At 37.9% G+C, this 15,820-nt stretch carries 13 protein-coding genes and 1 tRNA gene; 9 read left to right on the plus strand and 5 right to left on the minus strand.

Going from position 1 to position 15,820, the window contains the following annotated elements:
• Positions 1–36 precede the first annotated feature (36 nt).
• The 6 genes from dapD (at position 37) to BWP33_RS03270 (ending at position 8,866) form a co-directional block, all read left to right on the plus strand.
• On the plus strand, positions 37–858 hold the full coding sequence (gene dapD, locus BWP33_RS03245) for a 2,3,4,5-tetrahydropyridine-2,6-dicarboxylate N-succinyltransferase (RefSeq protein ID WP_002642936.1): 822 nt from the start codon (positions 37–39) through the stop codon (positions 856–858).
• Between the two features lie 142 nt (positions 859–1,000).
• Positions 1,001–2,389, plus strand: a complete 1,389-nt coding sequence (hrpA, locus tag BWP33_RS03250; protein WP_002642935.1) for an ATP-dependent RNA helicase HrpA — start codon at positions 1,001–1,003, stop codon at positions 2,387–2,389.
• A gap of 166 nt (positions 2,390–2,555) precedes the next feature.
• On the plus strand, positions 2,556–3,686 hold the full coding sequence (locus BWP33_RS03255; RefSeq protein ID WP_002642934.1) for an AAA family ATPase: 1,131 nt from the start codon (positions 2,556–2,558) through the stop codon (positions 3,684–3,686).
• A complete protein-coding gene (locus BWP33_RS03260) occupies positions 3,676–4,437 on the plus strand; it encodes a hypothetical protein (RefSeq protein ID WP_002642933.1) in 762 nt (253 codons plus the stop codon). The genes BWP33_RS03255 and BWP33_RS03260 overlap by 11 nt, the downstream gene beginning before the upstream one ends.
• A gap of 155 nt (positions 4,438–4,592) precedes the next feature.
• The gene (locus tag BWP33_RS03265; protein WP_002642932.1) at positions 4,593–7,262 is read left to right on the plus strand and encodes a DUF3418 domain-containing protein; all 2,670 of its coding nucleotides are present in this window, start codon (positions 4,593–4,595) and stop codon (positions 7,260–7,262) included.
• Between the two features lie 170 nt (positions 7,263–7,432).
• Positions 7,433–8,866, plus strand: a complete 1,434-nt coding sequence (locus tag BWP33_RS03270; RefSeq protein ID WP_002642931.1) for a hypothetical protein — start codon at positions 7,433–7,435, stop codon at positions 8,864–8,866.
• Positions 8,867–9,281: 415 nt separating this feature from the next.
• On the opposite strand, the gene trxA is transcribed toward BWP33_RS03270, so the two are convergent.
• From trxA to BWP33_RS03285, 4 genes are all read right to left on the minus strand, one after another.
• On the minus strand, positions 9,282–9,611 hold the full coding sequence (gene trxA / locus BWP33_RS03275; protein WP_002642930.1) for a thioredoxin TrxA: 330 nt from the start codon (positions 9,609–9,611) through the stop codon (positions 9,282–9,284).
• Positions 9,612–9,790: 179 nt separating this feature from the next.
• Positions 9,791–10,819 (minus strand): UDP-N-acetylmuramate dehydrogenase, encoded by a 1,029-nt coding sequence (murB, locus tag BWP33_RS03280; RefSeq protein ID WP_002642929.1) that lies wholly within the window; start codon positions 10,817–10,819, stop codon positions 9,791–9,793.
• A 27-nt stretch (positions 10,820–10,846) separates the two neighbouring features.
• Entirely contained in the window at positions 10,847–10,987 is a 141-nt protein-coding gene (locus BWP33_RS12295) for a hypothetical protein (RefSeq protein WP_155999656.1), read from the minus strand.
• Between the two features lie 44 nt (positions 10,988–11,031).
• Positions 11,032–12,426 carry an MATE family efflux transporter gene (locus BWP33_RS03285; protein WP_002642928.1) on the minus strand — a complete coding sequence of 465 codons (1,395 nt, stop codon included), beginning with the start codon at positions 12,424–12,426 and terminating at the stop codon, positions 11,032–11,034.
• Positions 12,427–12,775: 349 nt separating this feature from the next.
• Here BWP33_RS03285 and BWP33_RS03290 point away from each other — a divergent pair, with 349 nt between their 5' ends.
• The 3 genes from BWP33_RS03290 to mutM all read left to right on the plus strand — a co-directional run bounded on the left by BWP33_RS03290 (position 12,776) and on the right by mutM (position 15,356).
• A complete protein-coding gene (locus tag BWP33_RS03290; RefSeq protein ID WP_002642927.1) occupies positions 12,776–14,332 on the plus strand; it encodes a hypothetical protein in 1,557 nt (518 codons plus the stop codon).
• Between the two features lie 63 nt (positions 14,333–14,395).
• A tRNA-Glu gene (locus tag BWP33_RS03295) sits at positions 14,396–14,471 on the plus strand.
• 66 nt (positions 14,472–14,537) lie between these two features.
• Entirely contained in the window at positions 14,538–15,356 is an 819-nt protein-coding gene (mutM, locus tag BWP33_RS03300; protein WP_002642926.1) for a bifunctional DNA-formamidopyrimidine glycosylase/DNA-(apurinic or apyrimidinic site) lyase, read from the plus strand.
• 42 nt (positions 15,357–15,398) lie between these two features.
• Here mutM and BWP33_RS03305 read toward each other — a convergent pair whose 3' ends face one another.
• Positions 15,399–15,707 (minus strand): ArsR/SmtB family transcription factor, encoded by a 309-nt coding sequence (locus BWP33_RS03305; protein WP_002642925.1) that lies wholly within the window; start codon positions 15,705–15,707, stop codon positions 15,399–15,401.
• Positions 15,708–15,820 lie beyond the last annotated feature (113 nt).

The raw sequence follows: 15,820 nt of genomic DNA on the forward strand, positions 1-15,820 counted from the left end.
GCTTCTTTCAAACCTTCTGAATTCTAGGATAAAACCATGTCTTTACAACAAATCATTGAAACCGCATTTGAAAATCGTGCTGACATCACACCCAAAACCGTTACCCCTGAAGTCAAACAAGCCGTTGAGGAAACCTTGCGCCAATTGGATAACGGCACATTACGCGTGGCAGAACGCCAAGATATTGGTCAATGGAAAGTGAATGAGTGGGCGAAAAAAGCGGTTTTGCTGTCTTTTCGCATTCAAGACAATGTGGTTTTGGGCGATGGCGTGAATCAGTATTTTGACAAAGTACCAACCAAATTCGCTAATTGGACACAGGAAGATTTTCAGGCAGCGGGTTTCCGTGCAGTACCGGGTGCAGTGGCGCGTCGTGGCAGTTTTATTGCGAAAAATACGGTTTTGATGCCATCTTATGTCAATATTGGTGCTTATGTGGATGAGGGCGCGATGGTAGATACTTGGGCAACCGTTGGTTCATGTGCCCAAATTGGCAAAAACGTGCATTTGAGTGGCGGTGTGGGCATTGGTGGCGTATTGGAGCCGCTTCAGGCTGCCCCGACCATTATTGAAGATAATTGCTTTATTGGCGCACGTTCGGAAATTGTGGAAGGCGTGATTGTGGAAGAAGGTAGCGTCATTTCCATGGGCGTGTACATTGGTCAATCCACCAAAATTTACGACCGTGAAACAGGCGAAATTCACTACGGACGTGTGCCAGCAGGTTCGGTAGTGGTGTCAGGTAATTTGCCTAGCCAAGATGGAAAATACAGCTTATATTGCGCTGTGATTGTGAAAAAAGTAGATGCCAAAACACGCAGCAAAACCAGTGTAAACGAATTATTACGCGGTGTGTAGTCAAATCTAATAAATTGGAATAATTTATTTAATCAATATGTTGTATAATAAGGCAGCCTGAAAAGCAAGCAGATTTTTCAGGCTGCCAGTTTTTATTTTTTGTTATAATCTTGTTTTAAAAATTTAAATTCACAAAAATAAAATGCCTCAACCTAATTTCACACAAACCCTATCCAAAGACCGCCACTTTTTGAAAAATGCTTTCAGGCAGCCTGAAAAATTTGGTGGTTTAGAAAAAGTACAACAAAAATATCAATATTCCCACGATTTATACTTAAAACGCCAAGCGCGACTGCCTGAAATCACGTTAAATCAAGATTTACCTGTTTACGAAAAACGTGATGAAATAAAATTTGCTATTCAAAATAATCAAGTAACCATTATTTGTGGTGAAACAGGTTCAGGCAAAACCACGCAAATTCCCCAAATCTGTTTAGAATTGGGGCGTGGCGTGGCGGGTTTGATTGGACACACCCAACCCAGACGCTTGGCAGCACGTTCGGTGGCGGAACGAATTGCCGAAGAATTGCACAGCGAAATCGGGCAAGCAGTCGGCTATAAAGTGCGGTTTAATGATAAAACTGCGCCACATTCTTATATTAAATTGATGACAGATGGCATTTTATTAGCGGAAACACAAACCGACCGATTTTTATCTGCCTACGATACCATTATCATTGACGAAGCACACGAACGCAGCCTGAATATTGATTTTTTGCTTGGTTTTTTGAAACAATTATTGCCCAAACGTCCTGATTTAAAATTAATTATTACATCAGCAACAATTGACGCAGAACGATTTTCTCAACATTTTAATCATGCGCCTGTGATTGAAGTGAGCGGACGAACTTTCCCCGTAGAAATTGTATACCGACCCTTGCACGAACAAGACGAAGACGAAGCGGAAATTGAATTGGCAGACGCGATTGTGGATGCGGTGGACGAATTGGCGCGTTTGGGACAAGGCGATGTGCTGGTGTTTTTGTCGGGTGAGCGAGAAATCCGCGAAGCTGCCGAAGCCTTACGAAAATCGCCATTACGCAAAAATGACGACATTTTGCCGCTTTTTGCGCGATTATCGGCGCAAGAACAGCACAAAATCTTTCACCCAACAGGCGACACACGGCGAATTATTTTGGCGACCAACGTGGCAGAAACATCATTGACCGTGCCACGCATTAAATATGTGGTGGACACGGGTTTGGCGCGTGTGAAACGCTATTCGGCGCGTGCGAAAGTGGAACAATTACACGTTGAAAAAATCTCGCAGGCTGCCTGCAAACAACGTTCAGGACGTTGCGGACGCATTTCGGCTGGTGTGTGTATCCGCTTGTTTTCAGAAGAAGATTTTAATCAACGTTCCGAATTTACTGACCCAGAAATTTTACGTAGCAATTTGTCGGGCGTGATTTTGCGGTTGATGTCCTTGGGGTTTGGTGATATGGAGACGTTTCCGCTATTGGATATGCCCGAACAACGCTATATCAATGATGGGTATCAGGTTTTGTTGGAGTTGGGGGCGATTGAGTAATAAAATATCGTCTAAAAATATTTCAGGCAGCCTGAAAAGAAAAAAAGTAATACTGATTCTTGTAAAAATCATAAGGAACCGTATTTTTTATACGGATATTTGTGTTAAAATCTTAAATTAGATTTGTCAAGACTTGACATTATTCATTTTATTATAAGGCTATATCATGTTAAAGAAATTTTCAGTTCGCAATTATCGTCGATTTAATGAAACATTAGAATTTGATTTAACTGCGAGTAATTACGCATTTAATATTGATTGCATTCATCAAGATTTAATTAAACTGGCTTTGATTTATGGAGAAAATGGTACGGGAAAATCAAATTTAGGCTGGGCTTTATTTGACTTGGTGGAGCATTTAACAGATAACGATAATAATATTAGTAAAGAAAACTATTTAAATGCATTATCAAAAGAAAAATATGCAACTTTCAAATTTGAATTTATTTTTTTAGATAAAAATAAAAAAATAAAAAATCTCAATTATGAATATCAAAAAAATGAGAATAGTATTCTTATATCTGAAAAAATGGTAATTAATGATGAAATTGTACTAGATTATCAGTTAAACCAATCTTTATTTACAAATTTGACAGGTACTGAACATCTAAATAAAAATATTAATCCATCACAAAATTTGTCAGCGGTAAAATATATTTATAGTAATAGTAATTTAGATAAAAGAAATGCAAATAATGCTGTTTTTGTCAAATTTATGGAATTTGTTACTCATATCTTGTATTTTCGTAGTGTTTTTGAAGGGAAAGTTTTTTCAGGGTATAGTACGGGCTTGAATAATATTGAACAAGATATTCTTGCAAATAAAAACTTAAAGGATTTTGAAAATTTTTTAAATGATTTTGGATTAAATTTTCAGCTTGTAAATGTTGATCAATTGAATAAAAATATTATAGGTGCAAAAATGGGAGATAAAGTCTTACCATTTTTTGATATTATCTCTACTGGTACTTTAAGTTTAACCTTCCTCTATTATTGGTGGCAAAGTATCAAAAAAAATCAAATTCCATTGTTATTTATTGATGAGTTTGACTGTTCTTATCACTTTGCATTATCTGAAAAAATTATTGATAAATTAAAAAAATTACCAAATACACAAGTTATTTTAACAACACATAATACTAATTTATTAGATAATCAATTAATTCGCCCTGATTGTGGCTATATTATTAATGGTAAAGAAATACGAGCATTAAATAAATCAACTGTTCGTGAATTAAGAGAAGTTCACAATCTTGAAAAAATGTATCAAGCAGGAGAATTTGATAATGACCAATAAGCAAATTTTATGTATTGTTGAAGGAGAAGTGAGTGAAGTAGAAATTTTAAAAAAATTAAATGAGGAATTTATCAGAAAGAAAATAGAATTTGTTCCTTTATGTACTAATATTTATCATATTTATCATGCTTATTTAAAGGAACAAGAAGAAATCGGAAGCAGCATCAATATGTTTCTTTTCTTAAAAATAAAATATGATAAGAATGGGGTTTTAAAAGATAAAAAAGAACGTGATTTTTTAGGTATCTATTTGTTTTTAGATTTTGATGGACATGAACCGTTAGCTCAGAATTATACTGCTTGCATTCCTAAAATGCTACGACTTTTTGATAACCATAAGGAAAATGGAAAATTATATATTAGTTATCCAATGGTTGAATCTTTTTATCATCCTATTTATGGTTGTGATATTTGTGAAGTTTTTAAAATTGCATCAGGGAAAAAATATAAGAAATACATTCACAAAATCACATATAACAAATTTGAATTGATTGATGATTTACACAAGGAAACTTTGAATCAAAATTTGATAGCTCATTTAAAACAAGCTAATCTATTAGTTCATAATAACTTTGAATTTCCAAGTAATTATAATATAGACGAATGGGCTCAATTATCCATATATGAAAATCAATTAAATAAATATATCTTGAATAATAATTCAGTTTTGGTATTTAGTTCTTTTGTTTTATTTTTATTGGAATATTTAGGAGAAAATCTATTTTTAGAGTGGAAAAATCTAAATCAATAGACATAAACTAATTATAAATGTAAATACCACTAATATTCATAACATAATATAACTCATCAATTTATCCAGCGTGATGAGTGAGTATAGTATTCATAATTACTCGGTTATAGTCATTTCAATAAAATATTGGGTATAGATACTCAATCTATAATATTATGAACAATCAACAAATTTCTCCGATCAGAACCTTTTCAGGCAGCCTGAAAACCCCAACTCCAAAATACCAACTCACCCCTTTAGGCAAAAAAATGGCACGCCTGCCATTAGACCCGAAAATCAGCCGAATTTTATTGGCGGCACAAAAACACGATTGTATGGCGGAAATGCTGATTATTGTGTCTGCCTTGTCTATCCAAGACCCACGCGAGCGACCGCTTGAAGTGCGTGATTTGGCGAATAAGGCACACGAGCGTTTTGCGGATAAACAGTCGGATTTTTTGACGTATTTGAATATTTGGGACAGCTTTCAGCGTGAGCGTGATAAAAAACTCTCTAATAAACAATTGATTCAATGGTGTCATCAATATTTCCTATCTCATTTGCGAATGCGTGAATGGCGCGAATTATATACTCAATTGGTTGAAACAGTTGTGGAAATGGGCTTGGCGAGCAAAGAACAAACGTTCAGGCAGCCTGAAAACTTGTCGCTGTTTGAACAATCCGAATTATCTGATAATTTAGATTTGTCTGCTAAATTAAAACAAAAACAATTAGATAAGAAAAATCATCGTGCCAATGTTCAAGCGAAAAAACAAGCCAGTTATGAGCAAATTCATCGGGCGTTGTTGACGGGTTTGGTAGCAAATGTTGGACAAAAATTGCCTGATGCCAACGATTATATTGGGGTGAGAGGTTCGCATTTTCACTTGTTCCCAGCATCTAACTTATTTAAAAGTAAGCCAAAATGGGTGCTTGCTGCCGAATTGACTGAAACGTCCAAATTATATGCCCGAGATGTGGCAAGCATTCAGCCCGAATGGATTGAGCAGGAAACACCACATTTGGTGCGTTACCATTATTTTGAGCCACATTGGGAACGCAAACGCGGCGAAGTTGTGGCGAGCGAGCGTGTAACCCTTTATGGTTTAACGGTTTTGCCACGCCGTGCGGTGGCGTATGGGCGAGTTGCACCCGATGAAGCGCGTGAATTGTTTATCCGTGGTGCGTTGGTGGCGCAAGAATGCGATTTGCAGGCTGCCTTTTTTGTTCACAATAAAAAATTGATTAAAGAAGTCATTGATTTAGAAAATAAATCGCGTAAACAAGATATTTTGATTGATGATGAGATTTTGTTTGATTTTTATCATCGCAGGCTGCCTGAAAAATTGCCAAATGGTAAACCGCTTGCCGATATTCGCACCTTTGAAACATGGCTAAAACATACCGATACTGAAACCATTAATTCTTTATTTTTAAATAAAGAAGATTTGATGCAACACGCCGCCGCCCACGTTACCGAAGAACAATTTCCGAAATTTTGGAAAACAGCTGACGGTAAATTCAAGCTTTTGTATCGTTTTGAACCACATCATCCAATGGACGGCGTAACGTTAATTGTGCCGTTGACTGTACTTAATCGCATCAATCCGCATCAATTAGAATGGTTGGTGCAAGGTATGATTAGAGAAAAATTACAATTGTTAATCAAAGCCTTGCCAAAACAAATTCGCCGTGTGTGTGTGCCTGTGCCTGAATTTATCACGCAATTTTTGTTGAGTGAACCCGACACGTCCGCCCCGATTTTGCCACAACTTGCCCATGCCATCGCTAAACACGCAGGTGATATGCGTTTATTGGAACAGATTGATTTAAACGAATGGGCGGCTTTCAGGCTGCCCGAACATTGTTATTTCAATTTAAAAATTGTAGACGATGGCGGACAAGAATTGGCGATGGGGCGAGATTTAATCCAAATTCAACAACAACTTGGCAAATCAGCTAGCTTAACTTTCCGAGACAACACACAAGAATTTGAACGTGAAAATATTACGGTTTGGGACATCGGCACGCTGCCTGAAAGCATTAAATTTGCGCGTGGTAAACAGCAATTGGTCGGTTATTTGGGCTTGCAAAAAGAAAAAGATGGCAAAATTGCACTGCGTTTGTTTGATACGAACGACATGGCGCAAGCGGCACATCGTCAAGGCGTGATTGAGTTGATGAAATTGCAGCTAAAAGAACAAGTTAAAGACTTAAATAAAGGCTTGTTGAATTTCACACAAATCGCGATGCAACTCAAACAAATCGGCGTGGACACATTGCGAGAAGACATCACACAAGCGGTTTGCGACCGAGCGTTTATCGGCGAAGACGAATTGCCACGCAACGAAAAAGACTTCAAAGAGCAAGTTAAACGAGCCAGAAGCCGCCTGCCAGCCGTAAAGGAAGCCTTGAATAAGCACTTGTTGGAGGTGGCGAATCAGTATGCGGTTTTGGTAAATATGATGGGCAAGCATCCACTTAATTACACGTTAAAACAACAGCTTGAAAAATTGATTTATCCACAATTTGTCAGCCAAACGCCTTGGCAACAATGGCAACGCCTGCCCATTTATCTGCAAGCCATGCAAAAGCGAATGGAAAAATATTCCGCTAATTCCACTCGTGACAAAATGCGTGAAGATGATATTCAAGAGCTGGAAATGGCATGGACAGAGCGTGTTCAGGCAGCCAAAATGCAAAATCAAGCAGTTTCTGATAAATTGGCTGGGTTCTTTTGGAGCATTCAGGAATTGCGGGTTTCGCTGTTTGCGCAGGAGTTAAGAACGCCTAGTCCTGTTTCGGTTAAACGGTTGCTGAAAGAGTGGGAGGGTATTATTAATTAAATGAAAATGCTGGAACATGTTTATTATTACAAATTTATAAAAATTTTTACGTGTGGTATTTATCTAAGTAAAAAATATTTTAATGTCTATTTGTTTGAAAAAGCTTGAAAATTTGAATATAATAGACAATATCTCAAATATTGATAAATGATTAATTTATAGGATTTTATATGTCAAATTTAACTCTTTCTAGCCAAGCACCTATTCAAATTCAGCCTATTGATACAGCACCTTTTGAAAATTATCTTACTTATTTGGGGTTGCCCACTAATAATGTTATTGCACCATTAAGTGATAGAAAAATTATTAGTACTAACCTTGAGCAATTTATTCTAAATTTAAGTCCAGAAATAAAACAAAATGCTCGTTATTTATCTAAATTTGTTGCTGGTACTGCAATTGGTCTCTTTGATGCATCTCTAAATTACATATGGAATGAAGTTGTTATTGCATTAAGAGCAAAAGCTATATCTTATGGACTTGATTTATTTTTTGATGCAGCAGTAGGTGGAAATAATAGAGATGACTATGAAAAGGAGGAAGATTTAGCTGGCTTAAAAGATAATACTTTAATTAATACATGTAAAAAATTGGAATTAATTTCAGATATTCTACAAACTAAATTACTTCACATATTAGCAATGCGTAATGATATCGGAGCTTCACATCCTAATACGTACTCTATCAATGCTTTTGAATTACTAGGTTGGCTTCAAACATGTATCAATGAGATTTTAGAGGAAAAACCATCTCCTGCTGCCATAAATATTCAGAAATTTATTATCGGTATTAAGACATCAACTGAGCTTTTATCTGCTACCAACGTTGAAGCAATGAAAAATTCAATAAATGAACTATCTTTGCATAATACTAATAATTTATTAAATACACTGTTTAGCATATATACTGAAGATAATACAGCTGAAATTGTAAGAAAAAATATTTCACTAATAGCACCTCATATCTGGAATAAAGCCGATACCGAAATTAAAATACAGCTAGGGATTAGGCTTAATGGATATAAAGTCAATATACAGACTGACAAGCAGATTTTAGCTGAAAGTTTTTTTCAGCTATGCAATGGCAACGAATATAAAACAATACAAGATAAAATTATTGAAATAAATGAACACCTAGAGAATTTATTATCTGCAAGATATGGGCATAATAATTTTCATACAGAACCAAATTATATGAGAAAAATTTTATCATATCTAAAAACTGTTAACGATATTCCTGATGAGTGTGCTTTGAAATTATTGAAATATGTATTAATTTGCAGAATAGGAAAAGGATGTAACTATAACGATGGTGTATCTCCAGTTGGCAAACCTTTATATGATAAATTATTAAACATGATTGGTGATAAACATATTCCATATTTCTTGGCTGCAATGCATTCTGACGAAATTGCAAATAATTTAACAAATCCAATTTGTCATAAGCAAATGATGCAAGTAATCGAGATTGTAGAAAAAAATATGATTAATGAAAGGCTAAAAGAGATTTTTCAATATTTAAAAGACAATAAATCTATTTTAAATAAAATACGTAATGATACAAAATATAGAAAATTAACTGAAAATCATATTAGGTGGGATTAATTTGTGAGCAGTTTAATTTTTCAAACTGCTTTAAATCTCTCTTTAAATTCTATAAATTTTTAATTTAATCAAGAGAATAATAAAATGCACGAAATCAAATACCCACACTGCCAAACCGCGTTCACGATTAACGAATTTAGCTACGCGGGGATTTAAACCAAGTTCATACCAGTGAATTTCACACGGAAGTAGTAGGGAGCATGCCATTTACTAGCCATTTTCCGTTAACAACATATCGAACTGATTAGATCTGTTGAGTTATTTTCAGTGTAATTTACAGTGCAGAAAAATTAAGATGGTTCGCTGGAGAACTGGATTTACGTGTGTATTAATTGTACAGATAAAAGGCAACCTGAAAACGAACTTCGTGTTTTCAGGTTGCCTTTTTATTTTTAAATTAAAGCTGTCTCGTGAATTAGGCAATAGACGCATTGACAAAAGCAGCTAATTGATTTTTCGCCAACGCACCTACCTTAGTCGCTAAGGCTTGACCATCTTTGAAGATAATCAGTGTCGGAATGCCACGAACGCCAAATTGTGCAGGAACGGCTTGATTATCATCAACATTGATTTTGGCAATTTTCACTTGTCCCGCTAATTCGGTGGCTAATTCATCCAAAACAGGCGCAATCATTTTGCATGGTCCACACCAAGGTGCCCAAAAATCCAACAAAACAGGGATTTCCGATTGTAAAACTTCTGTTTCAAAAGTCGCATCGGTAACGTGTACGATGTTATCGCTCATTTTCTTTTCCTTGAGATAAATTAATAAAAACTACAATCCCTAAGATAAGGGCTTGTGAAACAGAAATCAAGATGTCTGATTCATTAAGCTGATTTTTAGAGATTTTTAGAATAGGGCAGTGTGGTTTTCAGGCTGCCTGAAAGATTTTTTGGCGAATTGATTGGTTGCCCATATCGCCATTATTCAGGTAGCCATAACGGTTCAGCAACCAACGAAACCCCAAATTTTACCCACACATCGGCGCAAATAAAATTAGATAAACCACGCACATCAGATGCGATAGCCTTGTTTTTATTAATTAAAACAAGAGCTTGTTTGTCATGAACGGCAGCGCCACCAATTTGTTTGCCTTTTAAACCACATTGATCAATCAGCCAACCTGCGGCAATTTTCACGTTGCCATCTTTTTGAGGATAATGCGGAATATTTGGAAATTTTGTGTGCAATTCACGGAATTTCTCGGCAGAAATAATGGGATTTTTGTAGAAACTGCCCACGTTGCCTAATTCGGCAGGGTTGGGCAATTTGCTTTGGCGGATTTTGCACACAGCATTGGAAACGTCTTTGGCGTTGGGTTCGCGTTCGCCACATTGTTCTGCGATGACTTTGGCTAAATCGCCGTATTGAATCACAGGTTCAAATTGCGTATTCAGCGCAAAGGTAACTGAAACAATGACATAACGACCTTTTCCACCATGTTTGAAAATGCTATCACGATAATTGAATAAACAATCTTTATTGCTTAATTCAATAAATTCATGGGTTTGTAAATCAAAACAGCGCACATGTTCAATAAAATCTTTCACTTCAACGCCATATGCGCCAATGTTTTGTACGGGCGATGCACCGACTGTTCCTGGAATCAAGCTCAAATTCTCCAAGCCACTCAAACCCATGCTGATGGTTTTGATGACAAAATCGTGCCAAATTTCGCCAGCTTGTGCTTCCAATAATACTTTGCCTTGTTTGCGTCCGACTTTCTGTACCCCTTTGTTTGCCATGTGGACGACTAAACCGTCATAGTCTTCCATAAACAGCACGTTGCTGCCACCACCGAGCCAAAGCGTGTTGGTTGGGTCAAAATCGGGGCGTGAGTAGATGTCAATGAGTTGATTAACATCGGTTAATTCACAAAATCGCGCAGCGTTGGCGTGTAAACCAAATGTGTTGTAGGGTAATAAATTATGATGCGTTAAAATCTCTAACATTTTGATTCTCTAAAATTTTAATTTGTTTTACAGGCAAGAGCTGTATGCCCAACGAACTAAATTCACAACAAAATCTTTCAGGCTGCCTGAAAATAGTCGTTTCAAATAAAAATAGGACAAGGCAACAACGACCGCCGTGTACAATTCCGTACATAAGCGAGCAGACAAGTAGTATTTTTATCATTTTGAACGACTATAATTTAAACGCTGTATTAATTTGAATGTAACGTACTGTATTTTGTTGCACGTGTTGTTTGTAAACTAAAGCGTTCCAAATAATAAACCAATGCCACTGCGGCACTTGCCAACGAAAAAATCAACGCCAACCAAAAGCCATAAATACCTAAGCCTAAACCATATCCCAACGCATACCCTGGTAGCAAGCCCAATCCCCAAAATGCCACCGCGTGAATCAACATCGGCATACGCGATAATTTGTAGCCACGTAAAGCATATGATGCAATACACTGTGTAAAATCAAATAATTGAAAAATAGCGGCACACAATAACACACCATTGGCGATGTGAATCACGGCGGTATCTTGCGTGTAGATTCGAATCAGTGGAAAACGGAAAACCATCAGAAAAATCAGTGTAATGATGGCTAAAAATGCGCCGCTACTTAACGCCACACCACTCATGTATCGCGCTAAGTGTGGGTTACGTTGTCCCAAAGCATAACCCACGCGCACGGTCGCTGCTGAACCAATTGCTTGCGGAATCATGTAAACCATGCTGCTGATGCTTAATACGACTTGTTGTGCTGCCACATAATCTTGCCCCAAATCTGCAATTAACCACACAATCATACTGAATAAACTGGCTTCCAAAAAATACGAAAAACCAATTGGTAAGCCCAGTGACAAAATTTGTTTTTGCGCTTGCCAACTGGGTAAACTAAATTTTTGGGTCAAACCAAATGGGCGAAAATATGTGTGTTTCGCCACATACGCACCCAATGCCAACGCATTGAACCAAAATACAATCGCTGTTGCCAAGCCGCAGCCTGCACCCCCCATTTGAGGCAGTCCAAATTTGCCGTACACAAAAACATAATTTAATGGAACATTCAAAAACAATGCCGCCCAACTGACCCACATAATTGGTTTGGGGCGATTTAAACTGGACGCGTAGGCGTGTAAAGCACGATGCAACAATGCCGCAGGCATGCCCCAAGCCGTGTAATACAAATAATCACCCAACATGGTTTCAATGTTATCAGACAAATTCAAATAGTGCTGAAACGGTGCAATCATGCACAAAATAAACAGCATACTTACCACGCCCAATAACAGACCAAACCAAACACCTTGTCGCCCCATTTCACCCACAGCTTGCGTTTTGCCTGAGCCGTGTAGTTGTGCAATGATGGGATTGAGTGCCGCCATCACGCCCATAAACGTGATAAACAACGTGGAAAACACCGAACTGCCCAATGCCACTGCCGTTAAATCATTTTTGCTTGCGCTGCCAGCCATTGCTGTGTCCACTACACCTACGCCTACTGCCGCAATTTGCGCCAACATCATCGGTAATGCTAACGTAATTAATTGGCGTGTTTCGCGTTTGAAATCAGAAATAGGATATTGATTTAAATGAAATAACATTATTAAGGTAACTTTAAAATAAAACGGTTAAGGCGAATGTGGTGTTTTCAGGCAGCCTGTAAACCCCAAAAACAAAAGTTGTTACATTTTAACAAAAAAGCTGCGCACCGTCTTAACGGTTTCAAAGGCTAATTTGCGTTAAAATGTCTCATATTTATGTGATGCTTGACTAAATTCATGAAAATATTTTCATCGGTGCTATAATAGCGACTATTTTTTGCAAATCATTTTCAGGCTGCCTGAAAATAATTTACCATACAAAGACATCTAAAAATTAACGTGTTGATTCGCTAATGCAGTTGAATTCACGCCTATTTTGAATCCATAAGCCGTTCAGGAATTACGCTACATGCCGCCTCGTCCAAATCAAACAAATTCACGCAATCCACGCGCCGATGCTCAAGCCAACAAAATGGCAAATGCGCGGCGACCATTGCAAAAATTGCTGATTGGTTTTGCCATGACTTTTTTTGGCGCGTCCATGCTGTTGCCATTTAAAGATGACACAGCTGGTTTGTGGTCTATTTTTTCGTTGATGGCATCATTTAATCCATTTAACTGGTTGTTTTTGTTTACTAGTTTGTATTATGTGCGTGTGATTTTCCGTCTACACGAAGTCAAATTACCGATTTTGCACGCTTTGTTGATTTTTATGATGATGTCTGTTGCATCTATCAATTTGTATTTTCAGCGTTTTAGTATTAAGGTTGGCATTGGGATTATTTTTTGGTTGGCATCGGGTTATTTATTGGTAGCGACCTCTATTCGCTGGCGGTATCCGAAAGGCGGTTTAAAATCGGGTTTTGCGGCGTTGTTGTTGTTTACGGGATTGAGTGTTTGGGTACAAGGTTTGTACCGCGATGGTATGGCAAATCATATTTGGGGCAATTCAGGCAGCCTGCAAAACAGTGAAGTGCCAGAATCTGTTAACAGTGCGGCCAGTGAGCCTGCAATTGGTGTAGGCAGTGAAGCTTTACCCAATTATGCTGCCTCTGCCAGTACGGTATCTAAGCCTAGCGATTTGAATCAGAACAGTTTGATTCAAGTGAGTCGTGATTTTCAAATCTACAATCCTTGGGCGCAAAAAGACGCTAAAATCAGTTGTGAGACATTTGCCAAATTGGCTTATCCTGTGTTGTTGCCACCACGTTTTTTGGAAGACGGCTACGAGTGGCGCAGCTACCAACATGGCGATGGTGTGTGTAATAATTTGATGTATGTAGGCACGCCGTATCACGGTAAAGCAGCGGATATTATGTATAAAATTTGGCAAGACCGCCGCAGTAATATTTATGTGCTGATGAGTAATCGTGCCGACCAAGCCTTGTATAACGACAGTTTTACCATCACACGCGATACGAATGGATTAGCCAAAAAAGCTGATTACATCAAAACGTTAAATGCAGGTTTCGCGCATTTGATTGATGATAACAGCTTGCCGATGGCAGATGGTGAATATGTTTTTAGTAAAGCCGAAACACCCACACAGCCTGATAATTTGGTGGCAGGTTGCGAAATGAAAGCCATTAAAGACCGTTTTAATACTTATCAGTGGGGAACAGGGCGCGTGAATTTCCGTGGGCAATCCATCATCAAACCGCAAACTTATTGTTCATCAAATCATGTGAGTATTGCGCATTTATCATCTGATGTTGCACAAATGGCAAAAGGTACAGCTAATGCGTTGGAAAATCGTTTACACATTAAATTATTCAATGCTAAAGATTTGAAACCTGTGTCATGTGGTTCTGTGGCGATTGCCTTGTCTGCCAGCGAAACGCAAGCATGGAATAGTGGACAACTTCGCGCCGAATCAGTGCAAATTTCGCCCGCACAAAGCACAGGCTGCCTGAATGTTGCGGTTAAACTAAATAATGGTCGCGTGGTTCAAAATGATGGCAATTAATATTTTTCAAGTTTTCTACTTGACGTTGCCAAAAAAATCCTTATAATACCTAACCTTTCCCACGCGCCCATCGTCTAGAGGCCTAGGACACTGCCCTTTCACGGCGGCAACCGGGGTTCGAATCCCCGTGGGCGTGCCAGTTTCAAGACCCTTTTGCTGACAAAGCAAAAGGGTTATTATTTTATTGAATAAATTAGAAAAAATCATGCCTGAATTACCCGAAGTAGAAACCACTTTACGTGGCATCGCGCCCCATATTCTCAATCAGAAAATTACACAAGTGATTGTCCGACAACCTAAATTGCGTTGGAAAATGCCCGATGATTTAGTGCAAATTTTGCAAGGGCAAGTGGTGCGTCATTGTCGTCGTCGCGCTAAATATTTGTTGATTGAATTAGATGCGGGGGTGTTAATGATTCATTTGGGGATGTCGGGGAGCTTGCGAATTTTCCACGGCAGGCAGCCTGAAGCTGGAAAACACGACCATTTTGATGCGATTTTTGCGGACGGTACACTGTTGCGTTATCACGACCCAAGACGATTTGGCGCGATTTTGTGGTTGGCTGGTGTAGCAGAACATCATGATTTATTGAAAAATTTGGGTGTTGAGCCGTTATCTGATGAGTTTACTGCAAGCTATTTATTGAATCAATTGCGTGGTAAAAATCGGGCGATTAAATTGATGATAATGGACAATGCGATTGTGGTGGGTGTCGGCAATATTTATGCCAATGAGAGTTTATTTCAGGCTGCCTTATTGCCTAACCGTCCAGCTAATTCATTGAGTTTAAATGATTGTGAAAATTTAGTCAGCGCAATCAAACACATTTTGCAACGCGCCATTGAGACGGGTGGCAGCACTTTGCGCGATTTTGTGAATTCTGATGGCAAAAGTGGCTATTTCCAACAAGAATATAAAGTGTATGGACGAGCCGGCGAAACGTGCAAAATGTGTGGAAGTTTGATTGAAAAAACAGTTTTGGGACAACGTGGTACATTTTATTGTGCGAATTGTCAGAAATAGTTTTTCAGGCAGCCTGAAAATAGACTTCTAAAATTTTAGATATTATAATTCCATATCTAAATATTTGATAAACTGTTTAATTTGAGTTTTATTGTAGCGGTAATACGTTAATTTACCAGCTCGTTTGCTTTCCACTAAACCTGCTTTTTTCAACGATTTCAAATAAGCCGATACGACCGATTGTGCCAAACCTGATTTCTCTACAATCAAGCTGACACTCACTCCGCCATGAAATCCAGGTGGCTGGCAGGCGTGTGGTGGAAAGTGGTGTTCAGGCTGCTTGAGCCATTGCAACATTTGGTAGCGGTGTTCATTGGCAAGGATTTTGAATATTTTGGGTATGTCCATCATATTTTTAAATATAATAAATTGATTAATAAATAATATCGTATTTTTTAGAATAATGAAGGCTGCCTTTAAGAATCCGTGTTCATAATCTTAAAAGCAGTCATCAATCTTACGAA

Source organism: Simonsiella muelleri ATCC 29453 (assembly GCF_002951835.1).
Lineage (GTDB): Bacteria > Pseudomonadota > Gammaproteobacteria > Burkholderiales > Neisseriaceae > Simonsiella > Simonsiella muelleri.

Excerpts from the sequence above, each read along its gene's own strand:
- BWP33_RS03290 (WP_002642927.1), top strand. The coding sequence starts at position 12,776 with ATGCCGCCTCGTCCAAATCAAACAAATTCACGCAATCCACGCGCCGAT.
- trxA (WP_002642930.1), bottom strand. The coding sequence starts at position 9,611 with ATGAGCGATAACATCGTACACGTTACCGATGCGACTTTTGAAACAGAA.
- murB (WP_002642929.1), bottom strand. The coding sequence starts at position 10,819 with ATGTTAGAGATTTTAACGCATCATAATTTATTACCCTACAACACATTT.
- BWP33_RS03260 (WP_002642933.1), top strand. The coding sequence starts at position 3,676 with ATGACCAATAAGCAAATTTTATGTATTGTTGAAGGAGAAGTGAGTGAA.
- dapD (WP_002642936.1), top strand. The coding sequence starts at position 37 with ATGTCTTTACAACAAATCATTGAAACCGCATTTGAAAATCGTGCTGAC.
- BWP33_RS03265 (WP_002642932.1), top strand. The coding sequence starts at position 4,593 with ATGAACAATCAACAAATTTCTCCGATCAGAACCTTTTCAGGCAGCCTG.
- BWP33_RS03255 (WP_002642934.1), top strand. The coding sequence starts at position 2,556 with ATGTTAAAGAAATTTTCAGTTCGCAATTATCGTCGATTTAATGAAACA.
- BWP33_RS03285 (WP_002642928.1), bottom strand. The coding sequence starts at position 12,426 with ATGTTATTTCATTTAAATCAATATCCTATTTCTGATTTCAAACGCGAA.
- BWP33_RS03305 (WP_002642925.1), bottom strand. The coding sequence starts at position 15,707 with ATGATGGACATACCCAAAATATTCAAAATCCTTGCCAATGAACACCGC.
- BWP33_RS03270 (WP_002642931.1), top strand. The coding sequence starts at position 7,433 with ATGTCAAATTTAACTCTTTCTAGCCAAGCACCTATTCAAATTCAGCCT.
- hrpA (WP_002642935.1), top strand. The coding sequence starts at position 1,001 with ATGCCTCAACCTAATTTCACACAAACCCTATCCAAAGACCGCCACTTT.
- mutM (WP_002642926.1), top strand. The coding sequence starts at position 14,538 with ATGCCTGAATTACCCGAAGTAGAAACCACTTTACGTGGCATCGCGCCC.